General features: G+C 68.4%; 18 protein-coding genes. 9 read left to right on the plus strand and 9 right to left on the minus strand.

Translation table 11 applies throughout. The annotated features are described in order from the left end of the window. Positions 1–17: 17 nt before the first annotated feature. Genes LTV02_RS04065 through LTV02_RS04075 form a run of 3 tightly spaced genes read right to left on the minus strand, consistent with a single transcriptional unit; the run spans position 18 to position 2,209 of the window. A complete protein-coding gene (locus tag LTV02_RS04065) occupies positions 18–527 on the minus strand; it encodes a hypothetical protein (protein WP_067707277.1) in 510 nt (169 codons plus the stop codon). Positions 528–538: 11 nt separating this feature from the next. After that, positions 539–988: a hypothetical protein gene (locus tag LTV02_RS04070; RefSeq protein WP_067707285.1), complete on the minus strand. Its 450-nt coding sequence runs from the start codon at positions 986–988 to the stop codon at positions 539–541. A 3-nt stretch (positions 989–991) separates the two neighbouring features. Further along, complete coding sequence (locus LTV02_RS04075; RefSeq protein ID WP_233038587.1) at positions 992–2,209, minus strand: FG-GAP repeat domain-containing protein; 1,218 nt, start codon at positions 2,207–2,209, stop codon at positions 992–994. Between the two features lie 150 nt (positions 2,210–2,359). Here LTV02_RS04075 and LTV02_RS04080 point away from each other — a divergent pair, with 150 nt between their 5' ends. Beyond that, positions 2,360–3,706 carry an FG-GAP repeat domain-containing protein gene (locus tag LTV02_RS04080; RefSeq protein ID WP_233038588.1) on the plus strand — a complete coding sequence of 449 codons (1,347 nt, stop codon included), beginning with the start codon at positions 2,360–2,362 and terminating at the stop codon, positions 3,704–3,706. Between the two features lie 58 nt (positions 3,707–3,764). Here LTV02_RS04080 and LTV02_RS04085 read toward each other — a convergent pair whose 3' ends face one another. Beyond that, the gene (locus LTV02_RS04085; protein ID WP_233038589.1) at positions 3,765–5,243 is read right to left on the minus strand and encodes a flavin-containing monooxygenase; all 1,479 of its coding nucleotides are present in this window, start codon (positions 5,241–5,243) and stop codon (positions 3,765–3,767) included. Between the two features lie 124 nt (positions 5,244–5,367). Further along, positions 5,368–6,996, minus strand: a complete 1,629-nt coding sequence (locus LTV02_RS04090; RefSeq protein ID WP_233041469.1) for an FAD-dependent oxidoreductase — start codon at positions 6,994–6,996, stop codon at positions 5,368–5,370. Between the two features lie 153 nt (positions 6,997–7,149). Here LTV02_RS04090 and LTV02_RS04095 point away from each other — a divergent pair, with 153 nt between their 5' ends. Together LTV02_RS04095 and LTV02_RS04100 are read left to right on the plus strand one after the other, a co-directional pair. Then, entirely contained in the window at positions 7,150–7,617 is a 468-nt protein-coding gene (locus tag LTV02_RS04095) for a lipocalin-like domain-containing protein (RefSeq protein WP_233038590.1), read from the plus strand. Further along, complete coding sequence (locus tag LTV02_RS04100; RefSeq protein ID WP_233038591.1) at positions 7,618–9,000, plus strand: D-arabinono-1,4-lactone oxidase; 1,383 nt, start codon at positions 7,618–7,620, stop codon at positions 8,998–9,000. On the opposite strand, the gene LTV02_RS04105 is transcribed toward LTV02_RS04100, so the two are convergent. Both LTV02_RS04105 and LTV02_RS39190 read right to left on the minus strand, forming a co-directional pair. Next, a complete protein-coding gene (locus tag LTV02_RS04105; protein ID WP_233038592.1) occupies positions 8,975–9,880 on the minus strand; it encodes an EamA family transporter in 906 nt (301 codons plus the stop codon). The genes LTV02_RS04100 and LTV02_RS04105 overlap by 26 nt on opposite strands. A gap of 63 nt (positions 9,881–9,943) precedes the next feature. Then, positions 9,944–12,526, minus strand: coding sequence for an ATP-binding protein (locus tag LTV02_RS39190; RefSeq protein ID WP_269821643.1), 2,583 nt, complete (start codon positions 12,524–12,526; stop codon positions 9,944–9,946). Between the two features lie 172 nt (positions 12,527–12,698). Here LTV02_RS39190 and LTV02_RS04120 point away from each other — a divergent pair, with 172 nt between their 5' ends. From LTV02_RS04120 to LTV02_RS04140, 5 genes are all read left to right on the plus strand, one after another. Further along, positions 12,699–12,977, plus strand: coding sequence for a DUF4242 domain-containing protein (locus LTV02_RS04120; RefSeq protein ID WP_067707308.1), 279 nt, complete (start codon positions 12,699–12,701; stop codon positions 12,975–12,977). 114 nt (positions 12,978–13,091) lie between these two features. After that, positions 13,092–14,693: a DUF4331 domain-containing protein gene (locus LTV02_RS04125; protein WP_233038593.1), complete on the plus strand. Its 1,602-nt coding sequence runs from the start codon at positions 13,092–13,094 to the stop codon at positions 14,691–14,693. Positions 14,694–14,700: 7 nt separating this feature from the next. Further along, on the plus strand, positions 14,701–16,008 hold the full coding sequence (locus tag LTV02_RS04130) for a tetratricopeptide repeat protein (RefSeq protein WP_233038594.1): 1,308 nt from the start codon (positions 14,701–14,703) through the stop codon (positions 16,006–16,008). A gap of 144 nt (positions 16,009–16,152) precedes the next feature. Beyond that, complete coding sequence (locus LTV02_RS04135) at positions 16,153–17,277, plus strand: FG-GAP repeat domain-containing protein (RefSeq protein WP_233038595.1); 1,125 nt, start codon at positions 16,153–16,155, stop codon at positions 17,275–17,277. Positions 17,278–17,427: 150 nt separating this feature from the next. Continuing rightward, positions 17,428–18,444 carry a nitroreductase family deazaflavin-dependent oxidoreductase gene (locus LTV02_RS04140; protein WP_233038596.1) on the plus strand — a complete coding sequence of 339 codons (1,017 nt, stop codon included), beginning with the start codon at positions 17,428–17,430 and terminating at the stop codon, positions 18,442–18,444. Between the two features lie 48 nt (positions 18,445–18,492). Here LTV02_RS04140 and LTV02_RS04145 read toward each other — a convergent pair whose 3' ends face one another. Next, the gene (locus tag LTV02_RS04145; RefSeq protein ID WP_233038597.1) at positions 18,493–20,094 is read right to left on the minus strand and encodes a GMC oxidoreductase; all 1,602 of its coding nucleotides are present in this window, start codon (positions 20,092–20,094) and stop codon (positions 18,493–18,495) included. A gap of 174 nt (positions 20,095–20,268) precedes the next feature. Then, a complete protein-coding gene (locus LTV02_RS04150; RefSeq protein WP_233038598.1) occupies positions 20,269–21,270 on the minus strand; it encodes an AraC family transcriptional regulator in 1,002 nt (333 codons plus the stop codon). Between the two features lie 310 nt (positions 21,271–21,580). Between LTV02_RS04150 and LTV02_RS04155 the strand changes: the two genes are divergently transcribed. Beyond that, positions 21,581–23,245, plus strand: coding sequence for an alpha/beta fold hydrolase (locus LTV02_RS04155; RefSeq protein ID WP_233038599.1), 1,665 nt, complete (start codon positions 21,581–21,583; stop codon positions 23,243–23,245). The last annotated feature ends 78 nt before the right edge of the window (positions 23,246–23,323 follow it).

The following is a 23,323-nucleotide window of genomic DNA, read 5'->3' on the forward strand; positions in this document are numbered from 1 at the left end:
GGCGGGCACTCGCCGGTTCAGTTGATGAACCGGAAGCAGGCCCGTGAACCGCGGTCGCCCACGGTGGCCGAGGACAGGCAGATCGACTTGTAGTCCTTGGCCGGGCGCTGACTCAGGAAGCCGAAGATGTAGCCGTTGGAGCATTGGGTGGCCAGCGGATGCACTTCCTGCTCACCGGTTTTCGTCTCGAATACGATCGACCCCTCGGCGCAGTTCACGTCGATGAACGGGGCCATATCGGCGAGCCAGCCGAGCAGGAAGACATTCCAGTCCGGATTCAAGGCCCACACCGCGCCGTCGAAGGTCACCCCGGCCGGGAACTGATTGGTGTGCTTGAAATCGAAGCCGAGAATATTGGCATTGAAGTTGAACGGCGGAAGCAGCGGCGGCGCATTGGTTTTCGGCGCTTCCACGACCGCGGCGGACGGATTCGGATCGGCCGGTTCCGCGGTGGCGGCGGGCGCGACGGTCACGGCCAGGGCCGCGCCGAACAACCCGGTGAGCAGCCGGGTGGAGGTCTTGTTCATCGGGGCGGCTCTCAATCGTTGGGGAAGCGGAAGCAGGTCTCGGTGCGCTGTTCGGCCACGCTCACCACACCGCACATCTCGGCGTACTCACCGGCCGGGCGGCGCGCCACCACCAGGTACGGGAAGCCGCCGCCGCACGCCGTTCCGACCGGAATCGTCTCCGGCGCACCGTTTTTCGGATAGAAGACCAGCTGTGCGGTGGCGCATTTGTCGTCGAACGGGGTGGCGTCGGCCAGCAGTCCCAGCACGCCCGGCGCGATGGCCGGTTGCAGCGTGCCGATATCGCCGTCGAACACCGCGCCATTGGGCACGGTCGTGAAATGGTTGATGCTGGTGCCGCCGAAACTGGTGCCCCACGACAGCGTCGGTTCCAGCGCGTCGGCCTCGGGCGCGCCCAGGGTGGCGGCGACGGCGATGATGCCGCCGCACGCGGTCAGCACGGACGGAATGGATTTCCGCATGGTTCAGCCTCTCTGCGCGGAACGGTTCATGAGCACGGCGACGTCCTCGGACAGGCTGCTCATGGTGATCAGGTCGACGTGGCCGTCATTGTCGAGATCGACGGCTTCGGCGGCCTGCGGTCCCAGGCCGATGGTGTGCTGTTCGGCATAGGTGAAGCCGCGCCGCCCGTCACCCTTGAAAATCATTGCGGTGGAGGGGAAATACTGGCCGGCGGCGATATCGTTGATGCCGTCGCCGTCGAAATCGCCGATGGCCACCGCGCACGGCGCGATCGCCGGTCCGACCAGGTTCGGCCCGCTGAAATTCCCGTGCCCGTCGCCGTAGTGCACGGCCGCGCTGAACCCCGCGATATTGGCGGTCACGAAATCCAGATTGCCGTCACCATCGACGTCGGCGAGTTTCAGGTCCTCGCTCGGCAGCGTCGCCAGATTCCAACGGGGAGCGCCGAATCCGCCATTGCGATCGTTCAGCATGATCCACACACCGGAGGTCGCCAGATCGTGGAACGCCAGATCCGGATACCCGTCATTGTCCACATCGCCCGTCAGCACGCTCGCCTTGGAGATGCCGACCCCGAACCATTGCGGCGCCCCGAAATGCCCCTGGCCGTCGCCGTGCATGATGCCCACCCCGCCGGGCACCGGCAGCAGGCTGTTGAACGCCAGATCGACCGAGCCGTCCCGATCGAAATCGGCCAGTGCGACGCCGAACGGAATACCGCCGGTGCGGTAGGTGACATTCGGATTGAAATCGGTGGAATAGGTGCGGTCGACGTGGAATACGCCGTGCCCGTCATTGATCAGCACGGCCAGGCTCAGGAAGTCGCCGACCACCAGATCCGGGCGCCCGTCACCGTTCAGGTCGGCCGTCGCCACCGCGTTCGCACCGACTTCGGTGTTCACGAACTGGTTGCGCCGCAAGCGCCCGGTGCCGTCGCCGAACAGAATGCCGACGCCGTCGACCAGACCGGTGGCCGCCACATCCGGAAAACCGTCGCCGTTGAAATCGCCGGTCGCCATGGTCTGCGAACCCACGCCGGGGCCGAGACCGCCCACGTTGTATTGCACGGATTCGTGGAAAATGGGGTTGGGTCCGCTGGAACCCGACGCTGATCCGGAGGACAGCGGCTCGGCCCCGGCGGTGGCCGCGCCACCCAATGCCAGGGTCAGCGCGGTGCCCGCGGCGCACAGGCGGCGCAGCCCGGTCTTGTTCGTGTACAAATCGCTTCCTCTGTTTCGGCCGATGACGAATCGACCGTATGAGGCGAATCTGACGGCGGTCATGGCGCAGATCGCCAAAGGGTTGATTTTCGACGCCATTGGCCGAGCGGGACAATTGCCGGAGTTCCTCCGCGCCATAGTGTCCGTGCCATGAGGTCTCATGTCTTGGTCTGTGCCGCGATGGTCGCGGGTGCGACACTCGCCGGCGGGCAGGCGGCCGGCGCTCCGGCGTCCGGCTCGGGTGGCGGCGCCGGTACCCAGTTCTCCGGGCCGTACTACTTCGATACCGGGACCGCGCCGTGGGTGACGCGCGGCGCGGACGTCAATCAGGACGGCAAGCCCGATATCGTGACCGCGAACGCCGGATCCACCACCGTCAACGGCAGTACCGCGCTCGGCTTGAAGGGGGTTTCGGTGCTGTTGAACACCACCGAAACAGGTTCGCCCACACCGTCGTTCACCGATCCGAAGCAGTTCGTGGCGGGCGTCGGCACGCTGTCGGTGGAAACGGCGGATCTGGACGGCGACGGTGCGCCGGAGATCATCACCTCCAATTTCTTCGATACCGGAGCCAACGGGGTGTCGATTCTGCGGAATCTGACGCCCGCCGGTTCGGCCACCGCCGACTTCGCGGCCCCGGTCGATTTCGCCACCGGGGCGTTCCCGTCGCTGGTGCACACCGCCGATATCAATGGCGACGGCAAACTCGACCTGGTGACCGGTGACGGCGGAATTCCGTTCGGGCTCGGCATCTCGGTGCTGCTCAACACCACCGCGCCGGGCGGGCCGATCAGTTTCACCGCGCCGACGCAATTCCTGGGCGGCAGTGTGGCGGAGGGTCTGGCGGTCGGCGATATCAACAATGACGGCCTGGTCGACGCGATCGTCGCCAATACCACCACCAGCAATGTGGCGGTGCTGATCAACACCACCGCGCCCGGATCGCTGACCCCGACCTTCAATATCACCGAGGAATGGGTGGTCACCAGCACCGATGCCCAGCTCGCCGATCTCGACGGCGACGGGCGACTGGACATGATCGTCTCGCGGACCGCGGGCGGATTCACGGTGCGGCTCAACCGGACCGCGCCCGGTGCGCCGGTCGCGGAGTTCGGTGAGGACATCGTGGGTGATCTGATCGGTGAGGTGACGCGGGCGCACGGCACCATGGGCGTGGTGACCGAAGGCATCGCCATCGCGGATTACGACGGGGACGGGACCCTGGATATCGCGGTCAACAATGATTTCCCGGTTCCGGGTTACGGGGTGAGCGTGTTCACCAATCACACCGGGCCGGGCGCCGCCGTCGCGAATCTGGCCGGGCCCGATGGCTACAACGGGTCGAGCTGGATCATCGGCACCAACTCCATCACCGCCGCCGATTTCAACGGGGACGGGAAACCGGACCTGGCCACGGGCAATGTGCCGAGCCTCGCCGTCGACGACACCGTGCTGGTGCACGGCGGTATCTCGGTGCTGATGAACACCCGGCGCTGAATTCACCCGGAACGAGAAACGGCCCGCGCTCGGATGCGCAGGCCGTTCTCGTGTGTGGTCAGGCGTAGCTGTAATCCTCGATCGGGAAGCGGCCCTTCTTCAGCACCGCGGCGTTCGCGCCGAACCGCACCAGCGACGGATCCCCGTTCGGGTCCAGGTAATAGGTGTTCGACGTCTGGCAGGTCGGGTTGATCAGGATGCTCTCGCCGGTCAGTTCCGTCATACGCTTCAGATACCGGTCGTTGGCCTGCTCGGTGACCTCGAAAACCTGTGCGCCGCGTTTGGCCAGCTGTTCGAACAGGCGCTTCAGATGACCCATCTGTTCTTCGATGGTGTAGAAGTACGACAGGATATTGAAGGAATACGGATTGGCCAGCCCGATGAAATTCGGGAAATGCGGCACCGTGACGCCCTCGTACGCTTGAAAACGGTTCTCCCGCCACCACTTTCCGAGATTGCGGCCGTCCCGCCCGATGATCTCGAAGGCCGGGAAGTTGGTCTCCCACAGGCTGAACCCGGTGGCCAGCACCAAGGTATCGATGATGATCTTGTTGCCGTCGGTGGTGACGATGCCGTCGGGTTCGATGCGGGCGATCGAGGTGGTCTCCAGGCGCACGTTCGGGCGGTCGAACATGGCGTAGTACTGATTGGAGAAGGTGGGGCGCTTGCAACCGAATTCGTAATGCGGCGTGAGCTTTTCGCGGGTCGCCGGATCCGAGACCTGCATGCGCAGGTGAGCGCGGCCGATGGCGGCGGCGGTCTTGTTCAGGAACTTGAATCGGCGGTAGTGCAGCTGCGCGGCGATCAGCGTTTGCAGCAGACCGGTGTTCGCGGTGCGCATGAGGCGCTGGGTGGCGGGCGCTTTCGCGAACACCGCGCGCAGAGCCGGCGGAATCGGCGCGTCGATCTTGGGCACCACCCAGATCGGGGTGCGCTGGTAGACGGTCAATTCGGCGGCCGTACGGGCCAGCTCCGGGGCCAGCTGTACCGAGGTCGCGCCGGTGCCGATCACCGCGATGCGGCGGCCCGCCGGGTTGTAGGAGCCGTCCCAGTTCGCGGTGTGAATCACCGTGCCCGCGAAGGTATCCAGGCCCTCGATCTCCGGATCGCGCGGCTGCGACAGATACCCGGTCGCGGTGACCAGATAGCGCGCGGTGAGCTGCTCGCCCGCCGCGGTGGTGATCACCCAATGCCGCTGTTCGGCGTCCCAGCGCGCGCCCTCGACCGACACCCCGAACCGCATGAGGCGGCGCAGATCGTATTTGTCGGCCACATGATCGGCGTAGCTCTTCAGCTCCGAACCGGGCGCGAAAATGCGCGACCAATTCGGATTCGGTTCGAACGAAAAGGAATACGTCACCGACGCGATATCCACCGCGATGCCCGGATACCGGTTCACATGCCAGGTGCCGCCCAGATCCTGCTCCCGGTCCAGGATCACGATGTCGTCGATGCCCTGCCGCCGCAACTGGATCGCGGCTCCCATCCCGCCGAACCCCGCGCCGACGATCACCACCTCGTGTTGCGGCCTACCCATATGGATTCCCTTCATCGTCATCGATGCAAAACGGCACTCGCCCCGCATCTTCGAAGGTAGGATTTCCGGGCTGCTCGCGGCATGGCAGATCGCGCCATCGGATATGCCGAATCCGCCGCGCCGTTCAGGACGGCGCCGGGCCGAAGCGGATGGGCGGTGCGGCAGCGGCATTCGGGGCGGGATCGACGAAACTCATGGCGCGCTCTGCCAGGGCGGCGATGGTCAGGCTCGGATTCACGCCGACATTGGCGGGCAGGGCCGCACCGTCGGCGACCAGGAGGTTCCGGTAGCCGAAGACCCGGTGGCGGGCATCGATCACGCCGGTCTGGGGATCGGCGCCGATGGGGGCGCCGCCGAGAATATGCACGGTGCTCGGTATCGAGAAGATCGCTTCGGGCACAGCGGCTTTCACCACCCCGCCGGTGTGTTCGGCGATCCAGTTCGCGGCCCGGTATCCGGCTTCGACATAGGTGGGGATCGGGTTGGCGGGGTCCTGTTCGGTGGTCAGGACCGGGCGGCCGCCGGGCAGCCGGAAGCGCACACGCAGCGCCATCGCGTTCTCGTGGGCCTGCATGGTGGTCAGCACGATCGACTTCGCGGCCGAACCGCGGATGCGGTTGGCGCGGGCGAAACGCACCGGGTCGCGCAGGGTGTCGAGCAGGAAGTGCAGCGGGCGGGTGGCGCGGCCGCCACGGGTGACGGCGGGCGTTGTCATGAGGGACATGACATCGCTGTTGCGACCGTAGGTGGCGGGCTGGATGTGGGTGTCGGCGTCCGGGGCATAGTCCGACATGACCGCGACGCCGTGTGTGAAATCGCGGGTCTCGTCCGGAGTGCGGACCACCAGCACCGTCTCGCTGTTGGTGCGTACCAGCTCGCCCACTCGATCCGAGAGCCGGGGGAGTGCGCCGTTTCCCTTGCAGCGCAACAGGAGCCGCACGGTACCGAGTGCGCCCGCCGCCAGGACTACGCCGCGCGCGGTGACGGTCTGCGTTTCGCGCCGGAACCAGCGGCCGGTGCGGACCGTCGTCACCGCGTAACCCGCACCGCCGGTGGGGTCGTCGCCGAGCGGGCGGATATCGGTGACCGTGCACTCGGGCCGCACCACCGCGCCGCGCTGTTCGGCGAACCACAGATAGTTCTTGTCGAGGGTGTTCTTGGCGTCGTAGCGGCAGCCGATCAGGCAGGAACCGCAGCGGGTGCAGCCGGTGCGGTCCGGGCCGTCGCCGGCGAAATAGGGGTCCGGGACCGTTTTGCCGGGCTCGCCCAGGAACACCGCGACATTACTGCGAGTGTGCTTGTCCGCCAGGCCGTTCGCGTGCGCGTACGCGCGCAGCAGGTCACCGGCCGGGGTGTCGGCGTCGTACGGGGTCACGCCCAGCATCTGCTCGGCGGTGCGGTAGTGCGGGTCGAGTTCGCGCTCCCAGTCGGCCAGGTGCGCCCACTGCGGGTGCCGCAGGAAACCGGGCTGGGCGCGATAGAGCGCATTGCCGTAGACCAGGGAGCCGCCGCCGACGCCCGCGCCGGTCGCGATCAGCACATCCTTGAACAGCGTGGTCCGGACGATGCCGCGCAGGCCCAGGCGGGGCGCGAAATAGTAGCGGCGCAGCTCGGCGGCGCTCGCGGCGTAATCCTGCGCGTTGAAGCGGTAACCGGCTTCCAGCACGGCCACCCGATGGCCCTTCTCGGCCAGGCGCAGCGCGCTCACACTGCCGCCGAACCCGGAACCCACCACGATCCAGTCGTAATCCACGTGCGTCAAAACCCCGTTCCCTCTCTCCGGTCCCCAGCGTCGCAGCGCGATCGGGTTCCCGGATTGGCCGATGGCGTCAGGGTGTTGATCCGGTCGGCCAGACTCGGCGGCGGCACTGGCGGCCGCTCCCGGTGCGCCGTTTCACTGGCGGCCGTGAACGCTCATCGCCCGCCGGATTTCGTCGGCACCTGGAAACTGCTGTCGCTGCGTCAGGAACGTGCCGACGGGTCGGTCGCCGAGCCGTTGGGCAGTCAGCCGATCGGGTTCATCACCTACACCGAATCCGGGTTCGTGCACTGCATGATCGGGCCGGAAGGGCGGCCGAAACTGGGGGCGCAGCCGGACGAGTTCGCGACGCGTGATGGGCTGGCGCGGGTGCTGTTCACGCTGCCGAAGCTGCCCGGGCTGCTGCGGCTCGGGGTGTCGGCGTTGCGGACGGTGGTGTACGCGGGGACCTGGGAAGTGTTGGGCGACACCGTGATCCATCACGCCGAGCTGGCCGGGCTGCCGGACTGGGACGGGACCGATATCGAGCGGCAGTACGAGATCGACGACAAGAACCTGCGGTTGATCGCGAGCTTTCCCGGCAATCGCGTCGTGGTGGACTGGCGGCGCGCCTAGATGACCGGCCTGCGCACCTGGGGTCCGCGCACGAGTCTCGCGCGGCCCGGCGTCACCGTCCTGCGGCCCGCCACCCAGGCGGAGTTGATCGATGCCGTCCGCTCCGGGCGGTATCGCCGGTTGCGGGCCGCGGGCTCCGGGCACAGTTTCAACGACATCGCCGTCCCCGCCGATGAGGCTGGACTGGTGCTGCTCGATCGGCTCGATCGTGTTCTCGCGGTGCGGAATTACGATGTCGAACGTCCGCATCCGGCCATGCCCGCGGCGGTCGGCACCGTCACCGTCGAAGCCGGTATCACCATCGACGCGCTGCTGCACGCGCTCGAGGCCCGGGGCCGCACGCTGGTGAACGTCGGCGCGATTCGCGCTCAGACCATCGCGGGCGCCATCAGCACCGGCACGCACGGCGCCAGCATCCACGTCGGCTCGCTCAGCTCGCTCGTGGTGTCGCTGAAGCTGTTGAACGCCGACGGCACCGTCACCACCGTCACCCGCGACGACCCGGATCAATCCGACCTGTTCCGTTGCGCCTGTATCGGTTTGGGCGCCCTCGGCATCCTCCTGGAAGTGGAACTGGAGGTAGTCCGCGCCTTCACTCTGCGCCCCGTCCGCCGCATCCTCTCGGTCGAGCAGTTCCTCACCGAAGGCGAAACCATCGCCCGCACCCACCCCTACGCCCGCTTCTACTACTTCCCTTACACCGATATCGTCGAATGTGTCACCGACATCCCCACCGACGATCCGCCTGCGCCCCAGGACTTCTCGTACCGCGCGAGCCGCTGGGTCCACGGGACGTTGATCGACCGCCACCTGGGCGAAGCCCTCTTCGCCACCACCGCCCACCTATTGCCCAGACGCACCACCCCCGCCGCCCTGAGCTTCGTAGCCCGCGGCCGCAAGCCGGGAACCGGCCCCGCCGACACCTCCTGGCGCTGCCTGAGTCTCCCCGACCTACCCCCACGCCACCTCGAAATGGAATGGTCCGTCCCCGTCCGAGCCTGGCAATCGGCGATCACCGCCCTGCACACCGCCATCGGTTCCCGCCCCGCCTCCTTCCTGGCCGGCTTCGTGATCTCCCTCCGCTTCGTGGGCAGCGACGGAAATCTCCCCCTCAGCAACAACTTCCGCCGCGAAAGCCTCACCATCGACGTAATGCAACACCACGCCCTCGACCCCCACCCCTACTTCACCGCCGCCACCGAGGCAATCCGCTCCGCCGCCGCGACGGTCCGCCCGCACTGGGGCAAGGTCTTCACCCTGACCCACACCGAGCTGGCCCCGCTGTACCCGGATTTCCAAGTCTTCGAACGTATCCGAGCCGCCCAAGACCCCGAAGGCGTCTTCCTCAACCCCTGGCTCACCCACGTCCTCGGCCTGAACTGACCTCCTGCCCGGCCGCCGGAACATCCTGCGGCACAGCGATCTGCACCGCGGCAGCCCCCGCAATCATGATCACCGCCCCCACCATCTGCACCACCCCGAGCCCCTGCCCGAGCAGCAACCACGCCAGCCCCGCCGCCACCAACGGCTCCACCACCGACAACACCCCCGCCACCGCCACCGGCAACTCCCGCATCGCGTACAGCCCGGCCAAATAGGGCACCACCGTCCCACCCACGGCCAGCACCAGCAACACCACCCACACCGCCACCTGCCGATCCCCGAATACCGCGGGCGCGGTGAGCAACCGGCCACTCACCGCCCAAGGCGCGGCGACCGCGACCGACACCACCGCCCCGACCGATAACCCGGCAGCCGTCAACCCCATCGCATCGAACCTCCGCGCTCCATGCTCCCCCAGCAGAAAGTACCCGGCTGAACACACCGCCGCCCCCACCCCGGCCGCCATGCCGCCCAAATCCAACCCGACGCCCCGCCAAACTTCCGCCACCATTCCCAATCCCACCACCCCCGCCCCGACCCCCGCCCACACCACCCCTGCCATGCGAACCCCACGCACCACCCGCACCCACAACGCCACCAGCACCGGCGCCAACCCCACCAGCACCATCGCCACCCCCACCGGAACCCGCTGCACCGCAACAAAAAACAATCCCTGCACCCCCGCCACCCCCAACACCCCGTACCCGCCCACCACCCACAGATCCCCCCGCCGAAACCGCAAAGCCCCCGGCCGCACCACCCCGACCACAGCCACCAACAGCACCGCCGCCACCCCGATCCGCACGGCCGCCACCGCCCCCGCGGACCACCCCGCGTCCATCACCCCTTTGGCCAACGGCCCGGAACTCGCGAACAACACCCAGGAACCCAAACTCCACCCGGTCGCCCGCATTCGAATCATCGGTTTCAGAAGTGAAGGGGGTCAGCGGGGTTCGGGGAGGATGCCGGCTTCTTTGGCGCGGCGGACTGCGTCTCGGCGTTTGGACACTTGGAGTTTGGTGAGGATGGCGGAGACGTGGTGGTCGACTGTTTTTATCGAGAGGTAGAGGTGGGCGGCCAGTTCGGCGTTGGTCAGGCCTTGTTCGAGCAGGCGGAGGACTTCCAGTTGGCGGGTGGTCAGGCCGAGGGGGTTGGAGCGGGTGGTGGGGCGGCGGGGGGAGGGAATGTCCCGGGCGCCGGTGGCTCGGAGGGTGCGGCGGAGTTTGGCGGCCACGGCGGTGGCGCCCAGGCGGTCGAGGGTGTCGAGGGCTTTGCGGAGGGACGGGGTTTCGGCGGAGTCGGCCAGGGCCAGGGCGGCGTCGTAGGGGGTGGAGAGGGAATCGAAGGCGGTGGCGGCGGCTTGGTGGTGGCCGGTGGCCAGCAGGTGGTAGGGGGTGGCGACGGTGGTGGTGTCGGGGTGGTCGCCGATGCGGGTGAGCCAGCTGGCCAATTCGCCGCGCGCCCATTCCAGGCCGAGGGCGGGAACGGAGTCGTAGAGGGTGCGGCAGTGGTCTAGGCGGGTATCGGGGGTGCCGGTGAGCCAGCACTTTTCGACTATGGCGGCGGCTACGGGGAGGGTGCGGATGGGTTCGTCGTAGCGGCGGGCCAGGGTCCAGGCTTCGTCTATCGCGCCGTGGTCGTCGCCGTCCCGGCGCAGGGCGATGAGGGCGCGGATGAGGAGGGGCCAGCCGCGGGCCAAAGGGGCGCTGGGGCCGTCGAGGACGGCATCGGCGTCGGCGAGGGCGCCCTGCCAGTCGCCGGTGAGGAGTTTCAAACGGCTGCGGGAGCCGAGTTGCACTACGCGGCAGACGGGCAGGTCGTTGTCGACCATGAGGGGGAGGCAGGTGTCGAGGAGTTCGGTGGCGGCGGTGAGGCGGCGTTGTTCCACGTCGAAGAAGGTGAGATGGGTGTAGCCGCTGGAATAGATTTCGTCGATATGGCGGGGGCCGGCGGCGAGCAGAGTCAGCAGGTCGGTGCGGGCGGTGGGTTTACCGGCCAGCACCGCGCACCATCCGGTGATGATGTCGATGCGCACGTGGAGCAGGGGATCGCCTGCGGCATCGGCTATTTCGCGGGCACGGGCGAGGAGATCGGCGGCGTCGTCGAGCCGGGTGGATTGGGCGGCCAGGAAAGCCTGCATGGCGATGGCATGGCCGGCCTGTGCGGGAGTGGTTGGCGCGCTGTCGTTTTCGAGGACAGCGATAGCGGCGGCGACATGGTCGTCGGCGGTGGCGCGATTGGAGTTGTACCACTCGTAGACCGCGAGGGAGTGGTGGTCGGCACTGACCGCCGGTGCGGTGTTCATTGCTTCGCGCAGTCGAATGGCATTGCGGCAGGACGTGATCGCATCGTCCAGGCGATCGGTGAGGTAGTACTCGGCGGCCAGCAGTTCGAGGAGGTCGGCTTCGGTGGCCGCAGGGAGATTGTGCTGTTCGAGTGCGAGGCGGAAGAACTCGGTGGCCTGGGTGTGCGCCCCGGAACGGGCGGAGACCCGCCCGGCTTCGGCGGCAGCGCTGGTGATCAGCTCACGGTCACCGGCACCGAGCGCGTGGTGGGTGATGACGGCCGGGTCCGGATGGCCGGAGGCGTAGTGGGCGGCGATGAAGCGCCGATGCAGGCTCGGTTCCGCGCCGGGCGGAATGACGCTGGTGACGGCGAGCCGGCACAGGTCGTGCCGGAACGCCACGCCGCGGTCATTGCGTTTGATGAGTTTGGCCTCGTCGAGGGTGCGCAGCGCGGGCAGCGTGACGCCCAGATCGGTGAGCAGATGATCGGCGATGGCGCCCGGTGCGCAGGTGAGCAGATGCAGCAGATCCCAAGCGGAGGTGGATAATCCGGCGGTGCGCGCCAGGATGGCATCGCGCACGGTGGTGGGCAGGTCGCCGCCTCGATGGTCGAGCATCTCGGTCACGAAGAACGCGTTGCCGCCCGACACCCGGTGCAGCCACGCGGGGTCGACGGCCCGGTCCCCGGCCAGCGTGGTCACCGCGGCCAAGCTCAATGGCGGCACGGTGAGCGTGTGCGCCTGTGCGGAGCGCGCGATATCGCCGAGCAGCCCGCGCAGCGGATGACTCACCCCCACTTCGTCATCGCGAGCGATCCCGACCAGCAGCAGCGAGGTCTGCCGAATCCGCCGCAGCAGAAACCGGAACAGGTCGATGGTGCCCTGGTCGGCCCATTGCAGATCATCCACGACCAGCACCGTCGGCGTCGCCCGCAGCGCTTCGAACACCGCCGCGAAAATGTCGTACGACTGATCCCCACCGCTCAGCAATTCCCGCGTGCCGGTGTCGAAATGCCCGGCCAGATCGTGCAGCGGACCCAGCGGCCGCGGCGTGGACAGCGGATCGCACGCACCCCACAGCACCCGCTCGCCGCCACCCCATTGCTCGAGAAACGTCTCCACGAAAGCGGTCTTCCCCGCCCCCGATTCCCCGCACACCAGGACCGCCCCGCCCCGTCCCGCGCGCGCCTGGTCCGCCCGGGTGGTGAGCTCTCCGAGCTCGTTCTCGCGCTCGGTGAGCATCACATCCGGGATTTTACCGGCGTACCGGGCACCCCGGCAGCGCCTTTTGCCGGGGTCGGTGCGGGCCCGCCGTCGGCAAGATAGGGAATCGCCCCCCATGAGATCCGTTCCCCGATGCCCGAACGTAGAAGTCACCGGCCATCCGGCCGGCCCACCGACAGGAGAACGAATCATGAAGCGCTTCCTCATCGAGCGGGAGATCCCCGGCGCCTCCGACCTCACCCCCGCCGACCTCGCCGCCATCGCCGAGAAGTCCAATGCCGCAATGACTTCCCTGGGCGTCCCCTACCGCTGGATCACCAGCTACGTGGCCGGCGACAAGATCTACTGCCTGCACGAGGCCGACGACCCGGAAGCCATCCGCGAGCACGCCCGCCGCGGCGGCTTCCCCGCCGACCTGGTCACCGTGGTCGCCGACGAATTCGGCCCGCATTCCGCCCCCGCGCACTGACCCCGCGAAACGGAGACGACGGGATAGGTCGATCGACCGATGTGGCGCCGGGGGTGTGGGATCGAGCATGGGTTAGCGGCTCGAAGCCGCTGTAACCCAATGGAAGCAGATCTCATGTCTCGAAAATCTCGCCGGAGCGCCCGGCGTCGTGCGGCGGGCGCACTGGCGGCGTCCGGCGTCATCGTCCTCAGCGGGTCGGTGGGCGGGCTGGTGCTGCCCACGGCCGCCGCGTCCAGCCATCGGGAAGCGCCGCTGATCGCCGCGGATCCGGCGGTGGACAACACCGATGTGTACGCGTTCGTGAGCCCGGACAAGCCGGATACAGTGACCATCGTCGCGAACTGGTTCGGTCTACAGGAGCCCAATGGCGGGCCCAACTTCTATCCGTGGGCCACGGAGGCCAACTACGACATCAATATCGACAATGACGGGAACGGGAAACCCGATGTGAGCTATCGGGTCACGTTCAGCAATGACGACCGGCGCGGCGGCTCCACGTTCCTGTACAACAATGGTCCCGTCACCAGCCTGAACGACGAGAATCTGCTGTTCCGGCAGAATTACAAGCTGTCGGTCAGCCACGGTGTCGACGACTGGCGGCCGGTGGTGGAAGGGACCGCCGCGCCCTCCTACACCGGTCCCGCGTCGATCCCGGATTACGCTCCGCTGCGCAGCCAGGCGACCCAGAGCCTGCCGGGCGGCGGATCGGTGTACGTGGGGGCCGCGGAGGATCCGTTCTTCCTGGACCTGCGGGTGTTCGACCTGCTGTACGGCGGCAATCTGTCCGAGGTCGGAACGGACACTCTCGCCGGGTACAACGTGAATACCGTTGTGCTGCAAGTGCCTATGAAGGACCTGGCCTTGAAGGGCAACGCCACCCGCAATCCGGTGATCGGGGTGTGGAGCGATACCGAACGGCGCACGTTGCAGCTGAGCCCGGGCGCGGCCGAATCGGTCGGCGAAGCGGTGCAGGTCTCGCGGCTGGGCAATCCGCTGGTGAACGAGGTCATCGTCCCGTCCGCGCTGAAGGACGCGTTCAACAGCCTGTCGCCGAGCAAGGACGCCACCATTCCGGAAGTCGTCGCGCGCGTGACGGATCCGGAACTGGCCAAGCTGATCGAGTCGATCTACCAGGTGCCCGCGCCGAAGGGCCCGCGCAACGACCTGGTCGAGATCTTCCTGACCGGTATCGCCAAGCAAGCCCCGACCTTGGACGGCAGCGCGCCGCCCATCCAGGCGGATCTGAACTCGCAGGTCCTCAACGCCGATGCCGATGCCAAGTCCTTCCAGCCGTCGGAGATGTTGCGGCTCAACATGTCCGTGCCGGTGGCGAAGCAACCCGAACGGCTCGGTGTGCTCGCCGGTGACCTGCAAGGCTTCCCGAACGGGCGGCGGCTGACCGACGACGTGGTCGATATCGCGGTGCAGGCGGTGGAGGGCGCGGCGCAGTCCGGCAAGCTGGTCGAGGCCTTGGCCGCGGGGGACAAGGTGAACGCCAATGACGTGAAGTTCTCCGACACCTTCCCGTACGTGGCGTTGCCGTCGAAGGGGCTGGCGGGCGCGTCCTCGGTGGCGGGCGGAATCGTCCCGGCCGCAGCGCAATCCGCGAGTCCTGCGGATGGCGGTTCGCTGATTCCGGTGGCGGCGGGCGGCACCGCGGTCGCGGCCGTGCTCGCCACCGGCGGCTGGCTGTTGCTGCGCCGGCGTCGTCAGTGAGCTCGTCATGACCATCGCACTCCGCAAATCGCTTGTGGCGCTGTGCGTTCTGGCCGGTCTGGTCGCCGCGGTCGTCGGTACGACGTTCGCGGTGACCAGCCGGTCCCCGCACCCCGTGGCCGTCGCTTCGCTGCCGAGCGAGCAACTGGCGGCGCAGATCGACCGATCGCGCCGCGACCTGGACCGCGTCCCAGCCAACCCGGCGGGCTGGGCGAAGCTCGGCTCGTCGTATGTCGAACTGGCCCGGATCACCGGTGACCCCGCCAATTACGGTGCGGCACAACGCGCCCTGGACCGCTCCCTCGAATTGCTTCCGGACGGCAACGCCGATGCCCTGATCGGTCTCGGCGTGCTCGCCAACGCGCTGCACAATTTCGGTGCGGCCCGCGACTACGGTCAGCAAGCCCTCGCACTGCGCCCGGACAGCACCGATGTCTACGGCGTCCTGGTCGACGCCTACACCCAGCTCGGGGACACCGACGCCGCGACCGCCGCGGTGCAGCGCATGCTGGATCTGCGTCCCGGGGTGGCGTCCTTCACCCGCGCCGCCTACGACCTCGAACTCCACGGCCGCGTCGACGACGCCCGCACGGCCCTGGAAATGGCGCTCGCGGCGGCCCACAGCGGCGATCAGATCGCCTACTGCCGATACCACCTCGGTGAGCTCGCCTTCAACAGCGGACGTCTCGACGAGGCCGAAACCCAGTACCGCGCGGGGCTATTGGCGGATCCCAGCAGCGCGGCGCTGCATCAGGGCCAAGCCAAGGTCTTCGCCGCTCGCGGCCGGCTCGACCGCGCCATCGACGAATACGCGCAGCTCACCTCCACCAGCCCGCTACCGGAATACCTGATCGAATACGGCGAACTCCTCGAGGCCGCCGGTCGCCCCGACGCCGCCGCGCTCCGATTCGCCGACGTAGCAAGGAGATTCGCGGCCCTGGCCGCCGAAGGAGCCACCGACAATATCGATTCCGCCCTGCTCGCCGCCGACCACGGCGACCCCGCCGAAGCCGTCCGCCTGGCCCAGCTGGAATACGCCCGCCGCCAGAACCTCATCTCCACCGATGCCCTGGCCTGGGCCCTGCACCGCGCAGGCCGCGACACCGAGGCGCTGACCTACGCCGACCGCACCACCACCCTCGGCTACCGCAGCGCCGCCTTCACCTACCACCGCGGCATGATCCTGGCCGCGCTCGGCCGCACCGAAGAAGCCGCCGCCGTCCTGTCCGAAGCTCTCCGCATCAACCCCTACTTCTCGCCCTTGCACGCCGACAGCGCCCGAAAGACCCTCGCGGCGCTCACCGGTCCGAGTTGATCGAGGCTCGACGCGAGAGCCGCGCGCTCGGCTCTCGCGGCGGCGCTGACCGGTTCGGTCAGCCAAGTGGCCGCCATCGTCAAGGCGGGCCCCGCGCCGTCCCGATACCGTCGCAGCACGCCACCGCAGCCTTGGGAGGACCGAATGTTCGTGGGCCGAAGGAGCGGCGCGGTGGCGCTCGGCGCGGTTGCCGCGGTCGTGCAGGTGGCGATCGCGGCAACGGCCCCCGCGCAGGGATGGCCGCCGGTGTTCGGGGCCGAGCACAGTACCGCGGTGACGGTGTGCGGGAATTCGCCGACGGCGGAAGCGATCGCGACCGGCGACTTCACCGGCGACGGACGGGCGGACGTCGCCATGACGGATCTGTGCGGTTTCGGGGTCCGGGTGCTGGCCGGGCGCGGAGACGGGTCCTTCGAACCGGGCCGGTACCTCGCGACGGGTGTGCTGCCGGACGGAATCACGGCTGGGGATCTGGATTCCGACGGCCGGACCGACCTGATCGTCGCGAACGCCATCGGTGACGTGGTGGTGCTGTACGGGGACGGCAACGGCGGATTCGACCACCAGGCAAGGTATTTCGCGCTCGGTATCGCACCGGGCGCGATCAGGATCGCGGATTTCGACCGCGACGGCCGCCCGGACTTCGCGGTGGCCGCGACGCCCTCCACCCTGTCCCGGAACAACGGCGACCGAACCTTCACTCCGACGTCACTGCTGACCGGTTTCGCCAGCGTCGGCCTCGAGACCGCGGATTTCGACGCCGACGGCAATCCCGACATCGTGGTGGCCGGCGGCTTCCCGGTGGTCCTGAACGTGTTGTACGGCAACGGGAACGGCACCTTCGGCCGTGGTCGCACACTGCTCGCACCGGAGCTGATACAGGAGGCCATCCGGGTTGCCGACCTCGACGGCGACGGCCGCGCGGACATAGTCGGGGTAACCAGCCTGGGCGGCATCAACGTATGGATGGGCGGCGAAGACGGCCCACGACAATCGAATTGGACGATCGGCACCCCCGGCAATGCCGGACTGGCGCTGGCCGACTTCGACGGCGACGGACGCACCGACCTGGTAACCGCCGACTCGATCACCCTGCACATCACCCTGTGGCGCGGTGACGGCGCGGGCGGATTCGCCCGCGCCGAATGGCATTCCGCACCCGCCACCGTCGAATCGGTGGAACCGGTCGATCTCGACGGCGACGGCGCACTCGACCTGGTCGCCGCCCCCATGGTCGGACCGTGGCTGTCGGCCTACCTGCACAACTGACGACGAGACCGCGACCATGACCGCATCGGGCCGGCTGGCATCGATCGTCAATCAGGTGGCGATTCGCGTACTGGCCGGGCGTTACTGCGGCTTCTTAGGCTCGCCAGGCCCGGGCGCGCCGCCCGATGATTTCGAGGGAAGGACACAGTCGTGCAGTGGAAGACAGATGTCGCCGCGCCGAGTGATGCCGCACCGCATTGGCGGGCGGCGGCGACCGAGCGCATGCCCGAGCTCGGCAGGTTCGGGCAGACGGACACCTTTCCCTGGCTGATCGGCCGCCTGGGCGGGCGGATCGGCGGTGGCGGACGGATCAAGGTTCTGGAGGCGATGGGCCGCAGCGGGGGTCTGGCGCTGGCCTACGCGCCGTTGGGTATCCGGCTCGTGTTCCGCAGCAAGCTGACTCGGGTGGACTGTGAACTGGCCACTTTGCGCACCGCTTGGAATACGGCGGCCCGCTACGAATGGCACCACCACGTGTACGCGGCCCGGTTCAGTGGATTGTCCACGGCCACCGTGGAACGTGTCGGTGCCGGCCCCGACGCCCCGGAATGGACCGAGCGGCAACGGCTGCTGCTGCGCGCGGTGGACGAACTGCATGCCGAGCGGATGATCTCCGAGACCACCTTCGACGAGCTGGCCCGGCATCTGTCGGCCGCACAGATCGCCGACCTGTGCATGCTGGTCGGGCATTACGAGATGCTCGCCATGCTGCTCAAGACGCACGGCATCGAACCCGAACCCGGGATGTGGCAGCGCGGTCCGCTGAAATGGGTGCGCGACCAGGGCACCGGCGACGGTATCGCGCCCGGCTGGCTGCCCGCCTTCAATCGCTATGTGGTCAACCCGTTCACGCGGCTCTACGCCGGAAAGATCGCGCCGTACAGCCTGATTCACCACGCGGGCCGCAAATCCGGTAAGCCGTACGTCAATCCGGTGGTCGCCAACTATGCCGACGGCCTGCTGATCGTCCCGCTCCCGTACGGCAGCAAGGCCGACTGGCTGCGCAATATCCGGGCGGCGGGCGGCGGTGCGGCCACCTACCGGCGCACCACGCGCAAGTTCGTCAACCCGCGCATCGTCGACGCCGCCGGTGCGACCGAACTGCCCGCCGCGGTCCGGCGCTACACCCGGCTGGTGCAGGTACTGGTCGCGGACCTGGTGGACTGAATCCGGCCGGCGGGCCGGCGGCGATCGCGCGTCCGGCCCGCCGCGCTGTCACTGCGCCGCAACGGTATTCGGTACATGCGCCATCGCGGCCTCGGCCATCGCGCAGATGGTCAGGCTCGGATTCACCCCGACATTCGCCGGCACCGCCGACCCGTCGCACACCAGCAGATTGGTGTACCCGAACACCCGATGCCGATGGTCGATCACGCCGTGCTCGCGATCCTTGCCGATCACCGCGCCACCCAGGAAGTGCGCGGTCATCGGCGCGGAACCCAGCGTCTCGCCCACCGAAGCGAGGGGCCGCCCGTTCATGCGCCGCGCCGCCAGCGCCGCCACCCGCCGGGCGAGCTGCACGGCCGTCTCTCCGCTCGGGGCCGCGCCGGCCGCCTCGGTCTGCAATCGCCCGGGCCCGAAGCCGCGCCGCAGCCGCAGCGCCACATCGGTGCCGCGCATGACCGTGAAGATCACCGTGCGCCGCGACCAGTTCCGTCGGCGCGCCAATTCCCAGAGATAGCACGGATATCCGGCCAGGAACTGCGCCCAGCGCCCGAGCGCCGACTCCGCGGTGGTGGCCGGGCCGTACACCAGCGACAGCAGCGCGCCGCCGTCCCCGTAGGTGTTGTTGGTGAAATGCGTGTGCTCGTCCAGGAAGATGCTGGAGGTGATGGCCGCGTCGCTGCGATAGTCGGCATCGGCGGCCACCGTGGAGGCGGCCGGAATCGATTCGTCATTGGTGCGCACCACCTCGCCGAGCCGATCGGAGAGCGCGGGCAGGGAACCGCTCCGCTTGCACGCGGCCAGCAGCTCATTGGTGCCGAGCGCACCCGTCGCGACCACCACCCCGCGCGCCGTGAATTCCCTTCGGCCCCGCCGGAATACGCCGGGCCCACGCACCGTCAGGCGATAGCCGTCCGCGCCGGTCCCGTCGCCCAGCGGCGCGATATCGACGACCTTGGAATCGGGCACCACGACGGCCCCGGCCCGCTCCGCCAGCCACAGATAGTTCTTGGGCAGACTGTTCTTCGCCCCGTACCGGCAGCCCAGCATGCACTGCCCGCAGCGCACACAGCCGGTGCGCGCCGGTCCCGCGCCGTCGAAATACGGGTCGGAAACGGTCTTTCCGGCTTCCCCGAAGTACACCGCGATAGGAGTGCGCCGATACCCTTGCGGCACACCGAGTTCCACCGACAGTTCCCGCATAAGATCGTCCACCGGCCGCGCGCCCTGATACGGCGCCACCCCGAACATCTGCTTCGCGGTCGCGAAATGCGGCGCCAATTCCGCACGCCAGTCCGCTAATTCACCCCATTGCGGATGCTGGTAGAAGTCGTCGCCGTCGGGTTGATACATGGTGTTGGCGTACACCAGGCTGCCGCCGCCGACGCCCACCCCGGCCAGCACCATGGCGTGCCGGTAGGGCGCGATCCGCAGAATCCCGCGCAAACCGAGCGCGGGCAGCCACACGTAGCGGCGCAATTGGGTGGCGCGTTCGGCGAAGTCACCGTCCTCGAACCGGCGCCCCTGTTCGAGCACGCCGACCCGATATCCTTTCTCGGACAGGCGCAGCGCCGCCACGCTGGCTCCGAAGCCGCTGCCGACCACGATCCAGTCGAAGTCGAAATCCTCGTGCCCGAACTGGGAACCATCCACGTCGTGACCTCCACGCTACCGATATCCCGGGGGACGGTAGCGGGGGCGCGAAGCGATCGGCCAGAGCACAGGCGGACGCGCGATTGACACTTCGAGCCGAAGCACGCGCCGGTCCCACCTTGGCGCACCGGGTCAACCCGCTGTCCGAAACAGTCGATAACGCAGCGGTTTCCGCTACACCGGTTCGGGCACCCGCCCCAGCGCCGGTCGCGCCCCGCGGGCCCGGTACTCCTGCGGCGGGCAGCCCTTCCACCGCCGGAAGGCCCGGATGAACGAGGCCGCCTCGGCGTACCCGAGCCGGGCCGCCACCTGATCGGTGGTCATATCGGTGCGGTCGAGGAGTTCCTCCGACAGCATCTGCCGGATCTCGTCCAGCAGCGCCCGGAACGAGGTGCCCTCCTCGTTGAGGCGGCGCGAGAGCGTGCGCGGGCTCATGTACAGCTCGGCCGCCACCGCCGCCTGATCCGGGATCTCGCCCGGATCCCGCACGAGCAGGTCCCGCACCGACCCCGCGATCCCGGTGCGGGCCTGCCGGCGCGTCAACAGGTCCCGGCACAACTGCTCGAAGGTGCCGCGCGCCCACTCGTTGGCTTGCGGCAGTGGCAGATCCAGGAACATGGCATCGAAAACCGCTTCGTTGCATTCCGCGCCGAACTCGGGTTCCACCCCGAACGCGGCCACGTGCCGGCTGGTGTCGGCGGGCGCGTCGTGCCGGAAGGCCACCCGGTCGAACGGGATTCCCACCGAATACAATTCGCGGCCCAGGGTGTGGATGCCGGTCAGTACCCGCTCGGTGAGGAAGGGCCGCACATCGGCGGGCACCTCGTGATCGTCGAAGCGCAGATGCGCCCGCCCGTCGCGCTCCTCGAATTCCACCTGCCCGAAGGCGAAGGCGAGCTCCACGTACTTCAGCGCCACGTCCACCGCGTCGCGCAGGGTGCGGCTGCTCAGCAGCGCCAGACCCCACGGGCCGTACATGGAGATGTGATAGCGCCCGCCCGCCTCGATGCCCAGGCCCGGCACATTCCCGCAGTGGGTGAGCAGATTGCGGACGACGGTGAGTTCCTGGCGGGCGGTGATCTCGGAGTTCGGGTCGAGCACGGCGGCCGGCTCCATCCCGGTTCCGGCCAGGCAGACCGCGGCCGGTATGCCGCGCTCCTCCGCGAGACGCGTCAAGATATGAACGCTGGAGGTGTTCCTCAGCAAATCCCAGTCGAACATGTGCGCGGTGTCCTCATCGACGTCCTACCAACAACTACTCCGGCACGTGATGTGGCGAAATGTACAACTCCACACGGTGCGGTGTGGTCCAACTTACAGAACTATGTGTATCAGACGGTAGCGTTCAGTCGATAGAACTTGACTTCAGTCGCCACACCATGTGCCGAAGTCGCCTCATTCCCGCCGGTAGCGGCCGTTTTCCGGGCAATTCTCCTACGCTGTCCCGACTGTGGACCGGTACCGCGATCAAGGGAGATATGGGGCGATGCGCACCGAAGAGCGGCTTTCGAGCACCGATGGAATCCAGCTGAGCATGGTGACCCAGACGCTCCCGCTACCGGATGGCTTCCCGAGTCATCCGGACGAATGCGACGAACTGCGGCACCTGCGGATCAAGTGGGCCGACGCCCCGGACGATCCCGCGCGCGCCGACGCGGTGATCGTGCTGCTGCCCGGGGCCATCGCGGGGGCGCGGTCACTGCAACCGCTGGGGCGCAATACGATTCGCATGCTGGGCGAGGCCGGCTTGATCGCCGAAGTGTGGGTGATCGACCGCCGCGCCAATGGCGTGGAGGATCATTCCGCCATCGAGGTGGCCGTGGCCGAGGGGGATTACCACCTCGCGCTCGACTACTACTACGGCGGCCGCACGGTCGGCGGCCGGCAGTTCGCGGGCTTCCGGCCCGACCGTGAGCTGGGATTCCTTGCCGAATTCGGGATGGCCCGCACGGTCGAGGACGTGCACGCGGTGCTGTGCCGCGAGATTCCCGACCCGGACGTGCGCGCGGAGAAGGTCTTCCTGGGCGGGCATTCGCTGGGCGGCATCCAGGCCGGAACCTACGCGGCCTGGGATTTCGACGGCCGCCCCGGGCACGAGCAGATCGCCGGATTGATCGCCTTGGACACCGTGACGCACCTGGACCCGTTGCGGCTGGCCGCCCGGCCGTGGCTGGCCCGGTCACTGCGGCCGCTCGCGCGCGGTGTCGAACGGATCCCGGCGGCCATGCGGCGCGGGCTGATGCCGCGCAGCACCGCCGTATTGCGCGGCGGCTGGGGCAATCCCGAAGCCTTCGCCCTGATCGCGGCGGTGGCGGTGGCGGCCGTGCAGGCGCCGGAGGAGGAGACCGACATTCTGCGACTGCTGCCCGCCACCGGCACCCCGAGCCTGGTGCTGCGCGGCTCCACCGCCCGGACCTGGCGTGAATTCGTGACGGGCACACCGGATTACCGCAAGCTGCGGCTGACCAATCAGGCCTTGCTGGGGCTGGTGGGCGGCGCGCACACCTCGATCAATATGGGGGTGCTGTCCATGAGTTGCGGCGTCCTCGACAGCGCGGCCGTCGCCCCGCGCAGCTTCCCGGTCTCCTATGAAATGGGCCAGCGGCCCGGCATTCGCCCGCTGTACCGGGCGCTCTGCGGCACCGGCCCCCGCTACAGCCCGACCTCTTTCGACGAGCTGTACCGCTGGCGCGACTACGACCGCTGCGGCGGCCCGGACGCGCCGCGGCAAGCCACCCGCACGGGCATTCCCGTCGCCACCCCGGCCAGCGAAGTGGTGAGCCTGGCGGAACTGGCCCCCATGCTCGCGGGCGGGCGGCTCAATGTGTTCGAGGACTACTTCCCGAACCGTCAAAGCCTCGATGCCGCCGCTGTTTTCGGCGGCTGCCGGACCGGTTCGCTGGCGCCCGTCCGGCACGAGGCGGGCGCGGCGCGACTGCCGTACGTGAACCTGATGGGGGAGTCCAGCTTCACCTGGGCGCTGACCGAGTTGGGCGTGTACCCGGAGAACACGCACTGGTTCCCCGGCTACCTGCACTGCGATGTGGCCGCGGGCGCCGATCCGCGCGCCGACGGTTCGCCGGAACCCATCGCCGCCGCCCTGGCGGAGTTCGTGCGCGCCCATCGGCCGGTGCTGCCGCTCGCCTCCTGAGTGACGCGCCGCACAGTCGGAAAGTGTCAACCCCGTGGCTGCCAGTGCCATGGGCAGCATCGTGACCACTGCATACCG

Source organism: Nocardia yamanashiensis (assembly GCF_021183565.1).
Lineage (GTDB): Bacteria > Actinomycetota > Actinomycetes > Mycobacteriales > Mycobacteriaceae > Nocardia > Nocardia yamanashiensis.

Bases quoted from the DNA above. Each gene is read 5' to 3' on its own strand.
- LTV02_RS04065 (WP_067707277.1), bottom strand. From the start codon at position 527: ATGAACAAGACCTCCACCCGGCTGCTCACCGGGTTGTTCGGCGCGGCC.
- LTV02_RS04070 (WP_067707285.1), bottom strand. From the start codon at position 988: ATGCGGAAATCCATTCCGTCCGTGCTGACCGCGTGCGGCGGCATCATC.
- LTV02_RS04080 (WP_233038588.1), top strand. From the start codon at position 2,360: ATGAGGTCTCATGTCTTGGTCTGTGCCGCGATGGTCGCGGGTGCGACA.
- LTV02_RS04085 (WP_233038589.1), bottom strand. From the start codon at position 5,243: ATGGGTAGGCCGCAACACGAGGTGGTGATCGTCGGCGCGGGGTTCGGC.
- LTV02_RS04100 (WP_233038591.1), top strand. From the start codon at position 7,618: ATGACCGGCCTGCGCACCTGGGGTCCGCGCACGAGTCTCGCGCGGCCC.
- LTV02_RS39190 (WP_269821643.1), bottom strand. From the start codon at position 12,526: ATGCTCACCGAGCGCGAGAACGAGCTCGGAGAGCTCACCACCCGGGCG.
- LTV02_RS04120 (WP_067707308.1), top strand. From the start codon at position 12,699: ATGAAGCGCTTCCTCATCGAGCGGGAGATCCCCGGCGCCTCCGACCTC.
- LTV02_RS04125 (WP_233038593.1), top strand. From the start codon at position 13,092: ATGTCTCGAAAATCTCGCCGGAGCGCCCGGCGTCGTGCGGCGGGCGCA.
- LTV02_RS04130 (WP_233038594.1), top strand. From the start codon at position 14,701: ATGACCATCGCACTCCGCAAATCGCTTGTGGCGCTGTGCGTTCTGGCC.
- LTV02_RS04135 (WP_233038595.1), top strand. From the start codon at position 16,153: ATGTTCGTGGGCCGAAGGAGCGGCGCGGTGGCGCTCGGCGCGGTTGCC.
- LTV02_RS04155 (WP_233038599.1), top strand. From the start codon at position 21,581: ATGCGCACCGAAGAGCGGCTTTCGAGCACCGATGGAATCCAGCTGAGC.